General features: G+C 58.0%; 12 protein-coding genes and 2 pseudogenes. All 14 read right to left on the bottom strand.

The window, feature by feature from the left end:
* Positions 1–54 precede the first annotated feature (54 nt).
* The 14 genes and pseudogenes from AT6N2_RS12105 to AT6N2_RS12040 all read right to left on the bottom strand — a co-directional run bounded on the left by AT6N2_RS12105 (position 55) and on the right by AT6N2_RS12040 (position 16,353).
* Entirely contained in the window at positions 55–978 is a 924-nt protein-coding gene (locus AT6N2_RS12105; protein WP_209087096.1) for a sugar phosphate isomerase/epimerase family protein, read from the bottom strand.
* A 14-nt stretch (positions 979–992) separates the two neighbouring features.
* Positions 993–1,832: pseudogene (locus tag AT6N2_RS12100) on the bottom strand (TIGR01459 family HAD-type hydrolase).
* Positions 1,829–2,695, bottom strand: coding sequence for a hypothetical protein (locus AT6N2_RS12095; protein WP_209087095.1), 867 nt, complete (start codon positions 2,693–2,695; stop codon positions 1,829–1,831). The pseudogene AT6N2_RS12100 and the gene AT6N2_RS12095 overlap by 4 nt, the downstream one beginning before the upstream one ends.
* Positions 2,692–3,744 carry a class II aldolase/adducin family protein gene (locus AT6N2_RS12090; RefSeq protein ID WP_209089682.1) on the bottom strand — a complete coding sequence of 351 codons (1,053 nt, stop codon included), beginning with the start codon at positions 3,742–3,744 and terminating at the stop codon, positions 2,692–2,694. Before AT6N2_RS12090 ends, AT6N2_RS12095 begins: the two co-directional genes overlap by 4 nt.
* Before the next feature lie 7 nt (positions 3,745–3,751).
* Entirely contained in the window at positions 3,752–5,272 is a 1,521-nt protein-coding gene (locus AT6N2_RS12085) for a glycerol-3-phosphate dehydrogenase (protein WP_209087093.1), read from the bottom strand.
* 6 nt (positions 5,273–5,278) lie between these two features.
* Complete coding sequence (locus AT6N2_RS12080; RefSeq protein WP_209087086.1) at positions 5,279–6,316, bottom strand: 2-hydroxyacid dehydrogenase; 1,038 nt, start codon at positions 6,314–6,316, stop codon at positions 5,279–5,281.
* Positions 6,317–6,327: 11 nt separating this feature from the next.
* Positions 6,328–7,893: pseudogene (locus AT6N2_RS12075) on the bottom strand (FGGY family carbohydrate kinase).
* Positions 7,893–9,017, bottom strand: a complete 1,125-nt coding sequence (locus tag AT6N2_RS12070; RefSeq protein WP_209087084.1) for an ABC transporter ATP-binding protein — start codon at positions 9,015–9,017, stop codon at positions 7,893–7,895. Before AT6N2_RS12070 ends, AT6N2_RS12075 begins: the two are co-directional and overlap by 1 nt.
* Positions 9,014–10,132 carry an ABC transporter ATP-binding protein gene (locus AT6N2_RS12065; protein ID WP_063948158.1) on the bottom strand — a complete coding sequence of 373 codons (1,119 nt, stop codon included), beginning with the start codon at positions 10,130–10,132 and terminating at the stop codon, positions 9,014–9,016. Before AT6N2_RS12065 ends, AT6N2_RS12070 begins: the two co-directional genes overlap by 4 nt.
* Before the next feature lie 2 nt (positions 10,133–10,134).
* A complete protein-coding gene (locus tag AT6N2_RS12060; protein ID WP_063948159.1) occupies positions 10,135–10,992 on the bottom strand; it encodes a carbohydrate ABC transporter permease in 858 nt (285 codons plus the stop codon).
* Positions 10,993–11,002: 10 nt separating this feature from the next.
* Complete coding sequence (locus tag AT6N2_RS12055; RefSeq protein ID WP_209087082.1) at positions 11,003–11,926, bottom strand: carbohydrate ABC transporter permease; 924 nt, start codon at positions 11,924–11,926, stop codon at positions 11,003–11,005.
* A gap of 131 nt (positions 11,927–12,057) precedes the next feature.
* On the bottom strand, positions 12,058–13,500 hold the full coding sequence (locus AT6N2_RS12050; RefSeq protein ID WP_209087080.1) for an extracellular solute-binding protein: 1,443 nt from the start codon (positions 13,498–13,500) through the stop codon (positions 12,058–12,060).
* A gap of 117 nt (positions 13,501–13,617) precedes the next feature.
* Entirely contained in the window at positions 13,618–14,589 is a 972-nt protein-coding gene (locus tag AT6N2_RS12045; protein WP_209089680.1) for a sugar-binding transcriptional regulator, read from the bottom strand.
* Positions 14,590–15,333: 744 nt separating this feature from the next.
* Positions 15,334–16,353, bottom strand: a complete 1,020-nt coding sequence (locus tag AT6N2_RS12040; protein WP_209087078.1) for an ABC transporter ATP-binding protein — start codon at positions 16,351–16,353, stop codon at positions 15,334–15,336.
* Positions 16,354–16,409 lie beyond the last annotated feature (56 nt).

Here is a 16,409-nt window from a genome sequence, read left to right as displayed (position 1 = left end):
TGCCGACAAGCGTCGCCACGCCACTAGCAGCGCCGCCTTCCTTTTAGTGTGACATCAGCGGTTGAAGCCGGTATCGATATAGGGCTCCCAGAATTCGACGGATTCACGAATCATATCGACAACTAGATGGTCGGTCGGTTCGCGTTCGCGGAACGACAGTTCAAGGCATATCTCGTTGTCGATGCCTCCACCACGTTCGATTGCGGCAAGCAACTTTGGAGGCGTGATACGGCCGTCAACGTTGTAAGCGGCGGTGAATGGCCAGTGGCCGCCCTTGTTCATCGAAGATTGCTTGATGTGGATGATCGGTGATTCCTTCGGGAAGGCTTCTGCCCAGGCATAAGGATCGATATCTGCGGGATTACTGGAACTGACGTCGCCATGGTCGATATCGATCATCATCTTCAGCGGGATTGCCAGATCTGATTGCACCAGACGCGTGTCCAGCGCCCGGCAGTCGGCAAGCGTATGGCCGAACTCGCGTCCGACCGACATTGGCTCCCAAAAAAGATAGTCAAGGCCGGCAGCCTTTCCATGGTCGGCTACCGCGCGCCAGCAGTCGATGGCAACCTTAATCAGCTCCTCACGGCGGAGCGGGTCGTCGTAGTCCTTTTGGGCGAAGATGGCGAATTGTGTGCCGATCCCGGAGGCACCGAGGTCGGCGCAGGCGTCAGCAAGCGTCTTGAACCAATCGACGTAGTACCGGCGCACGTCGGCATCTGGGTGGCCGAAATGATTGAGACGGCCGTAAGGCCCGGTCATGCCGGATGTCACCTTCACACCGGTGCGGGCCATTGCCTTGTTCAGAAGTCGCACATGTTTGGTAATTGTCGCTGCTGGCCATCCGGGATTGATGAATTCATGTGTCAGTTGCAAATGGCCGATCCGCATCTTCTCGGCCACGGTCTCGATCAGGTCGTCTGGCTCGGCAAAGCGATTGACGAGAGGATTAGTATTGAGCGACAGCGTGAAAGCCATAAACGAAGCCTTTTCTACCAGGTAAACGCCGGGAGTATGAAATCGGGAACGGTGTTATGCTCGGTGAACATCGCCTTGCATTGCTGTTCCGGGGTTTGTGGGAGTATGCCCGTCGTGACGAGACAGAATAGAGACCGGCCCTCCTCCCGCCCACGATGTCGTGCTCGATGCTGTCCCCGACGCATCCTGTCGGTGAGGAATCCGGCTAGATTCTCGCGCGCGGTTGCGTAAATGTCCGGAAAGGGTTTGCCGATCCAGTGCACTCTTCCACCCATGGCTTGGTAAAGCTCAGCAATCCGCCCGGCGCCGAACGATGAGCCCTTCTGCGTAAGCATCACCTTTTCGAGATTGGTGCAAAGGCAGGGTACGCCGCGCCGTGCAGCCGTCTCCAGAAGCGCGCGATAATGGTCCAGTGAATATAAATCATCCTCGCTGGCGGCCAGCAGGATGACATCTGCTTCCGCGCCATTATCGACACGCCGCATCGGAAGGCAATCGATGGGTGATGTGTCACCGTCTCGGCTGATGAGTAGGCATGATTTCGGCAGCGGTTGGGGTCCTTTGCTCTCTGTGGAGAGCAGCCGCCAAGCAACTTCACCGAACGTGAAAAACCAGTTCCAGGTCGTTGCATTGAAACCCAGTTTTGCCAGCCGTTCGCTGTTCACGGCCGAACGCTTTCCGGAATTCGCTAAGACGATCACGATCTTTCCAGCTTGTCTAAGCGCTGAAGGCGTCGCCGCGGCGTCCTGATAAGGGCTGTGCCCGTCTCGCAGCATGCAGAATTGATCGATGAGAAAGGCGTCGAAACGATCGGCAATGGCGGACATGCCTGCCATGGTCTGCGGCAAGGTCATGTGACACCTGCCGTGATGGCGCCTGCCAGCCACATGTCCCCTATTCGGTGGCTGTAGATGCCGTATTCCGGGACAAACAGCGGAACGTCAGACAGCATCATTATCGTCAGCGTCGTGCCAAGCACGCTGACGCCGTCGCCCCGCCGGTGGGGCCCCGTTGCTAGAAATGAGGCGCATCCATCGGTCGTTCCTGCCACGCTGAGGGCGTTACCTGGCAGTCCGTAGGCCGCTGCGGCATCGGCGCAAATGCTGGCGGCGAGGGTGCGAGCGGGCAGGATCTCCGGCAACAGGGCGGTATCGGCATCTGTTTCAGCGATCCAGCCCGGCCAGCAACGCGTAATCGGGTCATAGCCGGTATTTAGGGCGCAATTTCCGTCGGACACACCATAGAGACCACTGAAATGACCCATGATCCAGTCGGCCTGATGGATGACGCGGAACGCCTCGGATTGCCTTTGGGAAGTCCGCAGTTTCGCCAGAGCAGAGGTGCCCCCGTGAACAGCGCTGTTCTGCGGTGCATGCCTGGCGATCCAGGCAAGGATGACATTATCGTCATTAGCGTCGTTATACATCATTGGCACGGCAAGAAGTTCGCCGACTGCGCTTACCGGCAGCTTGGTGCCGGAGGTTCCATCGGCAGCCAGCGCCCGGATTTTTCCAGGCTCCACTGCATCGAGCACGAGGCGCAGAGCTGTTTCTACGGCTTTCCGCCAGTCAGCCGGATCGCGGTGATCCGCGGAAAAAGCCGCTAGTTTCGCAGCCCCTGACGCGACGATTGAAAAATCCGCTGGCATCGCGACCGCTCTTGCGTCGAATGTGCGGATGTCGATACCGACAACGAGAGACTCGTCATGCCGTCTCATTGAAGCGCCTCTCCGTCACGGCTGAGAGCCTGGCGATGTTTTTCCGCATCCCAGCCGAGAAGTTCGGCGTTTTCATCCTGGGTGAGATAGCGAAGCCGGGCCGCCTCTGGAATACGGAGCGTCACGTCGGATAGGCAGCGTGCCATTGCCAGCGCACCTGAGGTGATGTCCTTGCGGACAAGTACGCCCTTGCCGGGAAACATAAGCATCGGTGAGACGGCTGCGCCCTCATGGCTGGTGCGGTCCTCGATCGACGTGGCAGTTTCGGTCGGGCCGGCTATCTCCGGGGTTTTGCCGAGAAAGATCACATGGTCGGGATAGAGGCTGCCGCGGGCGGCGATGCGGCAGCTTGCCAGATCGGTCGCAACGTCGTGCAGGCGTGTGTCCTCAGGCAATGTGTAGGTGCTGTCGAGCGCAAGCCGCGCGAGGGCAACAAAATCGGGCGTGGGTGCCTGTCGCTTTGGCCGGGCCAGCAGTGCGGAGACGCACGCCAACAAGGCTTTTGCTTCCGCCACGGTCTCACCGGCGACAACCAGCCCATGGTTGCCGAGCACAAGCACCGACGTATCGTCACGCAGGCGCGCGGCAATCGCCTTTGCCAATGGAAGACCGGGATGGGCATAAGGCACGAAGACATGCCGGATCCGGCCGAGTTTTTCTGCGACGATTGCCGCGCCATTGGCTTGTACGGCGGTGGCGAGCGTCTCGACACAATGAACGTGGAGGACAACCTTCTGAGGCATCAGCGCGTGCACGGTCGTCTCGATTGAAGGCCGCAGGCCGGATGGATTACGCTCGGCGATCACGAACGCCTGCGCCTTTTCCGCTGCCGGATCATCACGCTCCAGCGCCGCAATCAGCGGCTCCAGCGCCACTGGCACCATCAGATCACGCTGCCGCGCCTGCTTCAGCCATAGACCAGACGCCTTGATCCAAAGAATATCGCCTTCCTTGATTGACGTATTTCCGCCAGCACCCTGTACAAGGTGCGGATCGGCGCCTAAGGCTGCAGAAACATCCAGGAGGGCCTCGAACTCCGCGCTTTTCACCGCCACGTCACGCTTTCTCCGAATAATCGTTAAACCAGGCAAGGAATGCCAGCCGCTGGGACGGCGTCATCTGCAATCCGTGTTTGGTGCGGCGTTCGAGAATGTCGTCTGCAGACCTTGCCCATTCGGTTTGCATGAGGAATTGCGCTTCGCGCTCTCGAAAAAGCGGTGTGAAGGCGAGGCCAAGGTCCTCGACGCCGCCTGCCTTGCCGATCAGCGCGTGCAGACGCGTGCCGTAGAGTCGTGCATAATGCTTGGCGAGATCAGTCGGTAACCAAGCATATCGTACTTTGATGTCACTGAGAAACTTGTCGAAATCCGCATCGAGCATGTCGCCGCCCGGCAAAGGTGCAGAACCGGTCCATGCCGCCCTCATTTTAGGAAAAAAGGGGCTCAGCCGCTCCAGCGCATGCTCCGAAAGCTTGCGGAAAGTGGTGATCTTACCGCCGAAAACGGACAGCAGAGGCGTCCGTCCGTCGTCCTCGTCGATCTCGAAAATGTAATCGCGCGTCACGGCGGACGGGTTTGCCGCATTGTCGTCATAGAGCGGCCGTACGCCGGAAAAGCTGTGAACGATATCGGCCTGCGTCAGCTGCTGCTTGAAGTACCGGTTCACCGACGTGATCAAATAGGCAATTTCGTTGCCATCGGCAGCGACGTCTTCCGGGCGGCCCTCATAGGGAATGTCGGTTGTTCCGATCAGGGCCAGATCGTTCTGGTAAGGGTTGATGAATATCACCCGCCTGTCCGGATTCTGCACCAGGTAGGCCTGTTGCCCTTCCCAGAATTTTGGCACAATAATGTGGCTGCCTTTGATCAGGCGAACGCTGCGGCTTGAATTCAGTCCCGCGACACGGCCGATAATGTCGTTTACCCAGGGACCCGCCGTGTTGACGACGCCCCGCGCCGTGGCTTCGCTTTTCGCCCCTGTTAACGTATCGGTCATCTCGATCGTCCAGAGATCGCCGGTGCGGTGGATTGACGAGCAGGCGGTGCGGGTCATGATCGTCGCGCCGCGCTGATGTGCATCTAATATGTTGAGCAACACCAGGCGGGCATCGTCTACCCAGCAATCGGAATATTCGAAAGCCGTGCGATACTCTGGTTTTAGTGCGGCCCCTTCGGGGGCCTGCGCCAGATTGAGCATACGCGTCCCCGGCAGTCGCCTGCGCCCACCCAGATGATCGTAGAGGAACAGGCCAAGACGTACGAGCCAGGCGGGCCGGTTCTGCGGATTGTGCGGCAAGACGAACCGCATCGGCCAGATGATGTGCGGCGCTGACTGCAGCAGCACCTCACGCTCGATCAGAGCTTCACGGACCAGACGAAACTCGTAATATTCCAGGTAACGCAAGCCGCCATGCACGAGCTTTCCGGACCGCGAGCTGGTGCCTTGCGCCAGATCGTCCTTTTCGCACAGCAGGACGGAAAGGCCGCGGCCGGTCGCATCGCGGGCGATCCCGGCGCCGTTGACGCCGCCGCCGATGACAAAAAGGTCATATATAACGGGTTCACGGTGCACAGCCATCTCTCCTCAGCAGGGGTTGAGCGGCGGTTCACCGGCAATGTAGCGGCGCACCTCTTCGGCTGCCAGCTCCGCAGCATAGGTCACCGTCTGCACCGAGGCGCCTGCGATGTGTGGCGTCAACGTGACATTAGGAAGTTGCAACAGCGGCCAATCCGCCGGTACAGGCTCGACACCAAAGGTCTCCAGCATGGCGCTGGAAAGGTGACCGCTTGTCAGCGCCACGTAGAGGGCATCGTAATCACAGAGTGGCCCGCGGGCGGTGTTGACGAAGATTGCCCCGGGTTTCATCTGCGCGAATGTCGAGGCATTCATCATGCCTTTTGTTTCCTCAGTCACACGCGGATGCAAGGTCACGACGTCGGAGCGCGACAGGAGGTCGCTTAATCCCACCTGCTCGACGCCGCCGTTCAGATCGTCTGCACTCAATTGGACGTAGGGATCGTGGACAATCACTTTGCAGCCGAAGGCGCGAAGCAGACGTACCACCCTGGTGCCGATATTGCCGTATCCGATGACGCCTACCGTCATCTCGCTGAGCTCCCGGCCCGTCCGGTCGGCGCGATAGAGGTCGCCGCGCCATTCACCTTTGCGCAAGGCTTCATGGCCCACACGGATCAGCCGTGTCTCAGCCAGGATCGCGCCGATGGTGAATTCGGCCACGGCGCTTGCGTTGCGGCCGGGCGTGTTAACGACGCGCACGCCGGCAGCGCGCGCCGCCGCCATGTCGATGTTGACCGGGCCGCCACGCGAAACGGCAACCAGCCTGAGATCAGGCAATTGGCCAAACATCCGCGCCGAAAGTGGCGCAAGTTGCGTAACGACGATTTCCGCATCGCAGATGAATTCCACGATCTCGTCGGCATTGCCCATATATTCCTTGAGGCCGTCCATCCCTTCAATGGCGTAACCATGTTGCATTGGTTCGTCTGGCCAGGGCTGTTCGACGGCGCGTATGTCATGTCCCTCTCCGCAGGCGGCAGCGATCTTGTCACGAAAAATCTCGGGAAGCATGAACCGGTCGCCTATGATGGCTATCTTTTTCATTTCGTCAGTCCTCATGAAAGGGTGGGCCTGTGGACAGTTTCAGCGTGAGAGTGCCAAACCGGGCGCAATGCTACCCACGATTGCCTGTAGACGGGAAAGACAGCATCGAAATAGCGAATCATGTCCGCGTCCGGCTGTTCCGGCGGCCGCTGAAAGGGCGTAACCCAGTCGCGGACGCAATTTTCCATCGTCTCGTAAATACCGAGCGAAACGGCAGCAATCATCGCCGCGCCTGCAGCGCCGGCCTCTTCCCGTTCGCTCGTCTGGATACTGGCGCCGAGGGCGCCACCCAGTATGCCCCGCAGCGAAGCGCTGCGGGAAGCTCCGCCGGTCAGGCGCACCCGTGCCGGCAACACGCCCATCTGCGTATAGCAATCCCGTGATGCCAAGGCGAGGCCGTTGAAGACCGCGCGCACCATATCGCCGAAACCGTGGCCGATTGAAAGGCCGATAAGCGAGGCAAAAGCCGAGGCATCGACGAAAGGCCCACGCTCTCCGGCCTCGGAAATATAGGGGTGGAAAATCGGCGGGCTGGAGCCTGCTTTTTTAAGCCAGCCTTCAAGATGGGCGAGCAGTTCCGACTTGCTTTGTTAGATGCCGGCTCCCTGAAACACACTGCCGGCGACACCGAGAATCCAGTCGACGTTCAGTGTTGCCGCCATATTCGATTGCATCTGTGCGTAGATACCGCTCACGGGCATGCACATTGTGTAGCCGGTATGGTCAGGATTGAGCTGCACGTCGCCGGGGCCATTGGCAAGTCTCATATGCATGCCGGTCGATCCTATGATCGAGCATCCGGCGTCGGTTCCGGGTTCGTAGAGACCCGCACCAAGGGCCGTGCAGGCAACGTCTACGTAGCCGAGGACAACGGGCGTGCCTTCCGGCAAGCCGCAGAGACGGGCAGCTTCCGTACTCAGCCCATGGTGTTCGACAGCACCATCGATGATGTCGGGCAGCAGATATTTCAGTCTTTCAAGACCCAGAAAACGGATGACCTCGTCGCTATAGTCGCGCCGCCGAAAGTCACCGAAAGTGAAGCAGGCTTCGGAGGGATCAGTCGCACGCCTGCCGGTCAGCTTGAAATAGAGCCAGTCCTTGCAGTGGAACGCGGTGGTCGCCCCGGCCAGCATTTCGGGCGCGTTGTCGGTCATCCAACGCAATTGCGGTCCCTGCTGGCACGCGGCGAGGCCACTGCCGGTGCTGCGAAAGCGGTCTAAATCCCCATTGTCGCCACGTAGCCTTTCGACCGTTTCGCCAGCGCGGGCATCAAGCCACAGCCATCCCTTGCCCACCGGTTCACCCTGCCTGTCGATCAGCCAGGTGCCGTCACCCTGTCCCGTGACGGCAATGCCAGCGACACGGCTGGCAAGATCGTCAATCTTGTTGGAGAGTTCAGCAAGCGTGTGAGCGGTATCGGCCCATGTCCGTCGAAGGTCCTGCACCGAACCTTGCCGTCCCACCGCGGCATAATGGTTGGGAGTGGCGCAAGCGGCAAGCGGCCGTCCCTTGAGATCGAAGGCAACGGACTTTATCACTGAAGTGCCGGCATCGATGCCGATCAGCACGTCGCGCATCAAGCAAGCTCCTTCCCGTGGGAAATTGCCCTTCCGGTTTCGCTATCGAAGACATGCAGGCTTGACGGGTCGAGATGGATGCGGATTTCCTCTCCAACGGCAAGACGTGTCCGGTCGTGTTCGACCAGGACGACGGTGGCACCGACAAAATCTGCTGCGATATGTGTCTGGTCGCCAAGCCACTGGTTGACAGCCACGCGCGCCTTGACGCCATCGACACTGCGCCGCACAGAATAGGGTCTAATGCCGAGCACCACCTTACGCCGTCTGATCAGCTCTTGCCTGAGGTCCGGCGAAAACGCGGCAATCTGGTAATCAAGTCTGACGCCTTCGCTGAGCTCGAAGGACAGGCGATCGTCACCCCCGCTGATGCTTGCCTCGAAGACGTTCATCGGAGGCTCGCCGACGAAGGTGCCTGTGAACAGGTTGGCAGGACGTTCCTTGATCTTTTGCGGCGTTTCAAATTGTTGCAGCACGCCGCCTTCCATGACGGCAATACGGTCGGCGAGCGCGTTGGCCTCCGTCTGGTCGTGTGTGACGAGGATCGCCGTCAGACCGCGTTCCTTGATGTAATGTTTGATGCGGCCGCGCAGTACGGCGCGCAGTTGCGGCTCCAGCTGCCCCATCGGTTCATCCAGCAAATGCAAATTGGCATCGCGGATAAGCGCTCGGCCGAGAGAAGCACGCTGTTGCTGGCCGCCGGAAATCGAGCTCGGGTAACAGCCGAGAATATCTTCGATCTCCAGGAGCTTGGCGATATAGGTGACTTTTTCGTGGACTTGGGCTTGTGACAGACGCTTGGCCTTGAGCGCAAAAGCAATGTTTTCATACACGGTCAGCGGCGGATAAAGTGAATATCCTTCGAATGCCATCGCGACGTTTCTTTTTACGGGCGGCAAGAGATGGACCTGCTGTCCGGCAAGGGTAATCGTACCGTCCGACACCGGTTCGAAGCCCGCGATCATGCGCAGGGTAGACGTCTTTCCACAGCCGGAAGAACCGAGCAGGGCGATAATCTCGCCCTTTTGGACATTCATCGAAAGATTTTTGACCGCGTGTAGACCATAGCCTTTGGGTCCATAGAATTTGTCGACATTCTTGATCAGCAGTGCCGTGTCGTTCATGCCGCCTCTCCGTTGCGACTGGTTATCGCCACAGGCGATGTGATGCGCACGCCGCTTTCCTTGTCGAAGAGGAAAGCGGCATCGCCGTTGACGACAATCGCTGCCGGGCCGGAAGACCGACCAGGCGTCCCGGCTGGCCGCGAAAGCAAGATTTCCCGGCCTCTCGCCGTCAACAACAGGGTCACTGTCTTTTCGTTGAGAGGCGTCTCGGCCTCCACCGTCACCGGAATGGCGCCCGGAGCGGAAGGCTCAGCGAAGACGATGGTCTCCGGCCGTAGGCCGAGAACGCATTCCCTACCGACCACACTTACCGGCATCGAAGGCAAGGGTATTCTGACATTTGAAAGCTCTACATAGACGCCGGAGGCATCCAATTTAGGGATCACGGCGAGGAGATTGATGGTGGGGTCGCCGAATAGCCTCGCAATCTCGATGTCTGCCGGAGAATTATAAATATCTTCAGGCGTGCCGATCTGCCGGATGTTGCCTTTCGACATGACGGCGATGCGATCGCCAAGCGCCATCGCCTCCTTGTAGTCCTGGGTGACGTAGACGACCGTCGCGCCTTGCTGGGCAAGCAAGCGCGGCAGTTCAAGACGCATCTCGAAACGCAGCTTGGCATCGACGTTGCGCAGCGGGTCGTCCAAAAGCAGCAGCGGCGGAGAGCCGGCGAGCGCGCGAGCCAACGCCGTGCGCTGCTTCTGGCCGTTCGACAAAGCCTTCGGACGATGACCGAGCACATGGTCTATCTTGAGAAGCTTCGCCACCTTCTCCACGCCGTCGCGGATTTCTGACGTCGAGCGTCGATTCGCCGCCAGCGGACTGGCGATGTTGTCAAAGGCTGTCATATGCGGAAAGAGTGCGAAGTTCTGGAAAGCCATGCCGACACCGCGGTGTTCGGCATCGACCTCGGCCATTTCCTCACCACCGATGAGGATACCGCCAGCATCCGGCTCGATGACGCCAGAAATGAGGCGCAGCAGAACAGTCTTGCCCGCTCCGGACGGCCCGAAAAGCACAAGGGTCTCGCCGGAAGCGACTTCGAGGGTCAGGTCGTTGATTACGGCCTGGTTTTTATAACGCTTGGTGATGTTTTGAAGTTGCAGCGTGGTCATGATTACCCCTTCACCGCGCCCAGCGACAGACCTTCAACAAGGTAACGCTGGGCATAGAGTGCTAGCGCCAGCGTCGGCGCGATCGACAGAACGATGGCGGCGGCAATCTGGCCGTACTGGATCCCGGAAGAGGTGACGAAAGCAAGCGCCCCGACCGTCACCGGTTGTTTGGACGCAGATGCCAGCACCAGCGCGAAGATGAAATTGTTCCAGGCAAAGATGAAAGCAAGCAGACCGGCAGCGGCGATACCTGGCCCGGCGAGCGGCAGCGCGATCTTGCGGAAAGTGGCGAACCAGGAATTTCCGGCAATGCGGTAGGCATATTCCACATCGGCCGAAATATCTTCGAAATATCCCCGTACGATCCAAAGTATAAGCGGCAGGCAGATCAGCTGGTAGACCCAGATAAGGCCAATATAGGTATCGGAAAGCCCGAGCCATTGAAAATACTGAGTGAGAGGCAGGAGTACCAGGAGCGGAGGTGCAAAACGGAAAGAGAGCAGCGTGAAGGCAATGTCCTCCGAACCGCGAAACTTGTGCCGAGCGAAGGCATATGCCGCCGGAACTCCGAGCATTAGCGATACGGCAACGGATGCCGCCGACAGAAAAACCGAGTTGCCAAGATTACCCATGAAAGCAATGTCGAGCGTCCCGGCAGCTGACGTCAGCTTTCCGGTAATCAGTGCGTTGTAGTTCGACAGCGTGGGTGTGAAGGCGAGCGATGGTGGGATTTGCAGGATCGTTTCGTTCGTCTGGAACGACATCATGAAGATCCAGAAGATCGGGAACATGAAGAAGAGGATGATGAGCGTCAGCGCGATACCGCGTAAAACTTTTGCGAGCGTGGATGTGTTTTCCATGGTTTCCTCCTCAGGCTTCACCACGTGCCCGCTCGCGCAGGCGTAGCCAGTTCTTGATAAAGACATTGGAGAGAACGTAGGTGATCGCCCACAGAATAATCAGAAGCGCTGCAGAGCGGCCGACATTGGTGGACTGGAAAAAGTTGAGATAAGCCTCGACCTGGAACACAGTCAGCGTATCGCCCGGCCCGCCCTGGGTCATCGCATAGATGATGTCGAACTGCTGTATGGAGTCGAGCAGGCGAAACAGCGTCGCCGTCAGGATGTAGGGCGTCAACATTGGCAGGGTGATGCGGAAAAACACGAATGTATGCGGCACGCCGTCCAGGGCAGCAGCCTCGAAGGGCTGGGTCGGCAGCGAGCGCAGGCCTGCCAGCAGCAGGATCATGATGAAAGGCGTGTAGACCCAAATATCGACCAGTACCACCGTGAGTAATGCGGTGTCGGGGGACGAGGCCCAGCGGAAATTTTCGAGTCCGATGAGCCCTGCGAGGTAGCTGAGAATACCGAAGCCCGGATTGGTCATCAGCTTCCACATCAGCGCGGCCAGCGCCGGAGCGATCATCAACGGCATCAAAAGCATGATCGAGACAAAGTTATTGAAGGTCGACCGCTTCTGCAAAAGCAATGCTATGCCGAGACCGAGCAGCAACTCAAACACCACCGTCAGGCCGGCATAGGTGAGCGACACCCGTAGCGTGTCCCAGAAGCTCTGATCGGTGAAGAAATTCAGATAGTTTTCACCCCAGTTCAATTGCCGCGCCCATGGCTGGCTCAGGCGATAACGCTGAAGGGAGTTGATGAACGCCGTAAAAAATGGGATCAGAATGCCGATGCAGACCAGCAGCGCCGGGAGGCTGAGCACATAGGGAAGAGCCCTCTTGCTGATCCTGAAACCGCTTGACGCCTTGCGCGCCGTTGCCACAGAAGCCATGGTCCAGCTCCTTCCGGATATCTGGGTGAATGAAATGATAAAGGGGATGCGCGCCACCGTTCAGCACGCCTGACGGACGTCCGGACGGACGGGTACGCGGCATTTTGCCCTGCACCCGCCAGCCGGAGACATCAACCGAGACCGGCTTCCTTCAGCTGGCCGTTGATGCTTTCAACCAGCCGGTCGAGCCCTTCATCCACCGGGACTTCCTTGGCCACCATCTTCTGGAGGGTGGCCGCCCATTCGGTGGTAACGTCAAAGAAGAGAGGCTGTGCTGTGAACTTGATCGATGCGCCCGGAGCCGAGGCGTTGAACATGTCCACATAACCCGGATAGCTCTTGTTGAGCCTGTCCGTGAAGGCTGGGTCTTTCCAGACAGACTGGCGGACCGGGTTGACGAAGTCCATCTTGGTCGCGCCAAAAATGGCATGCTCAAGTCCCGAGGCCCACTGCAGGAAGTACCATACGGCATCCTTGTCCTTGGCAAAGTTGGACATGGCCAGCGACCAGATCCATATGTTCGGCGTCGGGCTCTGCGCGTCGGGATTGGCGGCAAAACCGGCATAGGCCAGTTCTCCCTTCATCTTGTTATCGCCGCCATTCATGAAATAGCCGAGGATGTCCGCGTCATAGATCATTGCCGAGGCGCCGGCACCGAGATCGGTGCCCACCTGATACCAGGTATATGTCGACCAGTCCTTCGGACCGCTCTCCTGGATCATCTGCACCCATTTCGCATGAAAGGCCTTGGATTCCTTGGTATTCATCGCCGCGGAAAGTTTGCCGTCGCTGGAGACGTTGAGGTCCTTCTGGCCAAAGTTGACGTAACCCGAGAGGAAGCCAGGGTGGATCGTCGCCCACGAGCGCGAACCGCGGACGCCGATGCCGTAGATGCCGCCAATATCCTTTTTAAGCTTCGCAGACGTCTCCAAAAGCTCATCGAGATGTTTCGGAACGGTTACGCCGGCTTTATCGAACATCTTTTTGTTGTAGGTGAGATTGTTCTGTTCGAAGCCCCACGGAATGCACCATTGCTTGGCGTCGTCCGAGCCGAGTGCGCCACCGGGTTTGCCGTTCCACGCACATGAGTTCTTCACGCCTGGCAGGAAGTCGTCCCATGCGTATTTCGGGTTTGTCTTTGCGGGATCGTTGATCCACTCCTTAAGGTCGGTGATCCAGCCGGCAGGGCCGTAGGTCCATGTCATATAGGCGCCGGTCATGAAGGCATCGTATTCCGAAGAGCCGGACGACAGCGCTGCCGTTACCTTGTCGAAATAGACATCTTCCGGGAAAACGTCATAGGTCACATTCATGCCTGTCAGGTCCTTGAATGCTTGAAGGTTGGCGATCATTGCATCGGCGTAAGGGTGTTTGTTGAGCAGCAGTTTCAGAGATTTGCCGGAATGCACCTTCCAGTCGAAATCCGCAGCGAGCGCCTCTGTCGACATCATGTTGAAAAGAGTGCCAGCAGAACCGGCGGTCATGCCCAATGCCCCCAGCCCCCTCAACAGGGCGCGGCGATCCACCTGTCCCCGCAGGAATGCGCCGATGAGGTCTTTTTCCTTCTCATACATTTGTGTTCTCCTCCTCTACACGGGTATCAAAAAGCTGTCTTAAGCACCGGATATCCGACCGGTCAGTCCTCCTCAAAATCGTGATATGCCCTGCCCTCCATGCTCAGCAGTCACGAATTATTTCTTTTGATCGACACTCACCAGAGCCCTGGCTGTGCGCTCATCCGTGATCAGGCCGCTGAGAAAACGGCTTTCCAGCACGGAAAAAATGGCTTTGGTTTTGCCTTTGCCGGCAGCGACGGCAACTGTCCGGCGATCACGCAGCTCATCCCGGCCGAGGGTAAAGGTCCGGTTAGAGAGCGCCGTTTCGATAGGCTGCCCTCGATCGTCGAAGAAATGGCCGAGCAGTTCGCCAACGGCACCGCTGTTGCGGATGTCATCGATCTCGCTGGTTTCGATCATGCCAGTGAACACGAGCGAGGCTTCGCGCTCGGTGGTGCCGATACCGACGAACAGCAGATCGGCGCTTTTGGCGAGCTGGAATACGTCAGATACGCCACGTTGATTGAACAGCACATCACGATCTTCGACCGTATTGGCGAAGAAAGGCACCGGCATGACATAGGCTTCTCCCGCAACGCGGTCCGCCAGCCTATGGATCACATCATGCGGGTTGGCAGAGAATTTTCGCGTCAGACCACCAAGCAGTGAGACGAAGCGCGTCCGGCCCGCAGTCATGCGCGGTAGATATTCGACACAGGCGCTAAGCGTGCGACCATGGCCAACGCCAATGAGCATATCTTCGCCGCGTTCGATTTCCCGCTTGAGGAATTGTGCGCCGGCGATGCCGAGTGCACGCAACGGTAGATCGGCATCGTCGAATTCCGGCACGACTTCACAATAGTTGAGGCCGAAACGTTCGCAAAGGGCCTGCTCAAGGGCCACGCATTCCGAAACTTCACCGTCGATATAAACCTTCACCAGTCCGTCCTGGTTTGCTTTCATAATAAGGCGGTGGGCTTTCAGTGAGGTGAGACCAAGACGCTTGGCAACCTCAGCCTGGGTAAGGCCGCCCGCATAATGCAGCCATGCCGCCCGCGTTGCCATGCTCGCCTCGTCCTCACGCAAAGTGCCACCAATTCCTGCCATCATAGTTTTGCCTGCATGATAATTTTATCAACGTATGAAAAAATTGTCACAGCCCGGACAGCGTGTCAATAGTGGAGTGAACCACTCGGACTCAAACTCTGGACAAAATGAGCCACCTGCGATTGACGCCCGCAAAGTGAATCCGTTATTCATTGACTAAGCTGGAGACGCTGGCTCCAAAACCGGCTCAGTTCTACCTTACACCAACAGCATATTAAGTCTCACGAAGCGTGGGATTTGAATGTGGGATGCTCGGCCATCACCGACCGAGATCCTCTTTACCCCGCGCCATCGTTTTCCCGTCTGAACCAAAGCTCCTGCCGTGTTGCTTTAATTCCCGGAGAGGTGTTTCAAGAAATCTGCACAGCGAGGATAACTGGAATCTCTGCCTGACGTCCGCTAGATACCGTGAAAAGGCGATCGCGCCGAAACCAAAGCCAGTCTCTCGAAGCAAAGGTCGTTCGCCGCCACCCGTGCTCCGCTACGGCGCTTGCCAGGACGACGTGACCTGCGGTGTCATGCAGAGCGTCAAACTTCCGCGCCGACGAAGCCAATTCGTCACCTTGAACTTCAACTTCCTGATACAACGGCAACGGAAAGCATCGTGTTTGAACGGCGGGTGGGGACCGTTTATCGGGATGGCCTCGCATGTACGATAACCAGTTGAACGATCCCTGCACCAATGCCAATAACCAATAGAGTTGGCGAAGGGCCCTTCGCCTGCTTGATCGCATCTCAAGCCGATTAAACTTTTAAAAGGACGCGATCATCCGCGTCGAAGTGATGCGCGCGATCGTGGCTTGGCGTCGCGAAAACGACGTCGTCCGGCTCGTAGCGGTGGTCTGCGAACAATCGAACCGTTAAAAGTCCCACGGTTTCACTGTCGACATACACTACGGTGTCGGCACCAAGATGTTCAACATGAACAACTTTTCCTCGCCAATCTCCTTTGTCGTGCGACAATTCGATATGTTCGGGCCGGATTCCAATCGTCGCGACTTTCTCGCTGACGACAATACCGGCCGCCTTTCCGGCCTTGATGAAATTCATCCGCGGCGATCCGATGAAGCCGGCAACGAAGATGTTGGCGGGCCTGTTGTACAGTTCCATGGGTGAACCGACCTGTTCGATATGTCCGGCATTGAGCACGACAATCTTGTCAGCCAAGGTCATCGCCTCAACCTGATCATGCGTAACGTAGATCATGGTCGTCTTGAGGCGACGGTGCAATGCGGCGATCTCAAGCCGCGTCTGGACGCGTAGTGCCGCATCCAGGTTCGAGAGCGGTTCGTCAAACAGGAAGAGTTTAGGCTCTCGTACGATGGCGCGGCCAATGGCAACGCGCTGACGTTGGCCCCCGGATAATTCTGAGGGACGACGGGCAAGATAGGAACCAAGTGACAACATCGCCGATGCGTCAGCAACGCGTTTTTCAATTTCTGACTTGCCAGTCCCCGCTTGCCGCAGTCCAAGAGCCATGTTGTCCTTGACCGTCAGATGCGGATATAGGGCGTAGGATTGAAAAACCATGGCAATCCCGCGCTTGGCCGGCGGAACGCCTGCGACCTCCTTGCCGTCGATCTTGATCGAGCCGGAGGTTATATCCTCAAGACCGGCAATCGATCGCAACAATGTCGACTTGCCGCAACCAGATGGCCCGACAAAGATAACGAATTCGCCATCCTTGACGTCGAGGTCGATACCCTTCAACACCTCAAGGTTCCCATATGCCTTACGGATGGAGCTTAAATGTAACGAACCCACTCGCTTATTCCTTCAGGAGCTCAATCGACAGCGTTTCGACTTTTCCCAGAACGCTC

This window comes from Agrobacterium tumefaciens (assembly GCF_017726655.1).
Taxonomy (GTDB): domain Bacteria; phylum Pseudomonadota; class Alphaproteobacteria; order Rhizobiales; family Rhizobiaceae; genus Agrobacterium; species Agrobacterium tumefaciens_B.
Note: the sequence above shows the minus strand (reverse complement) of the source record. Positions and strands in the feature narration are given on the sequence as shown.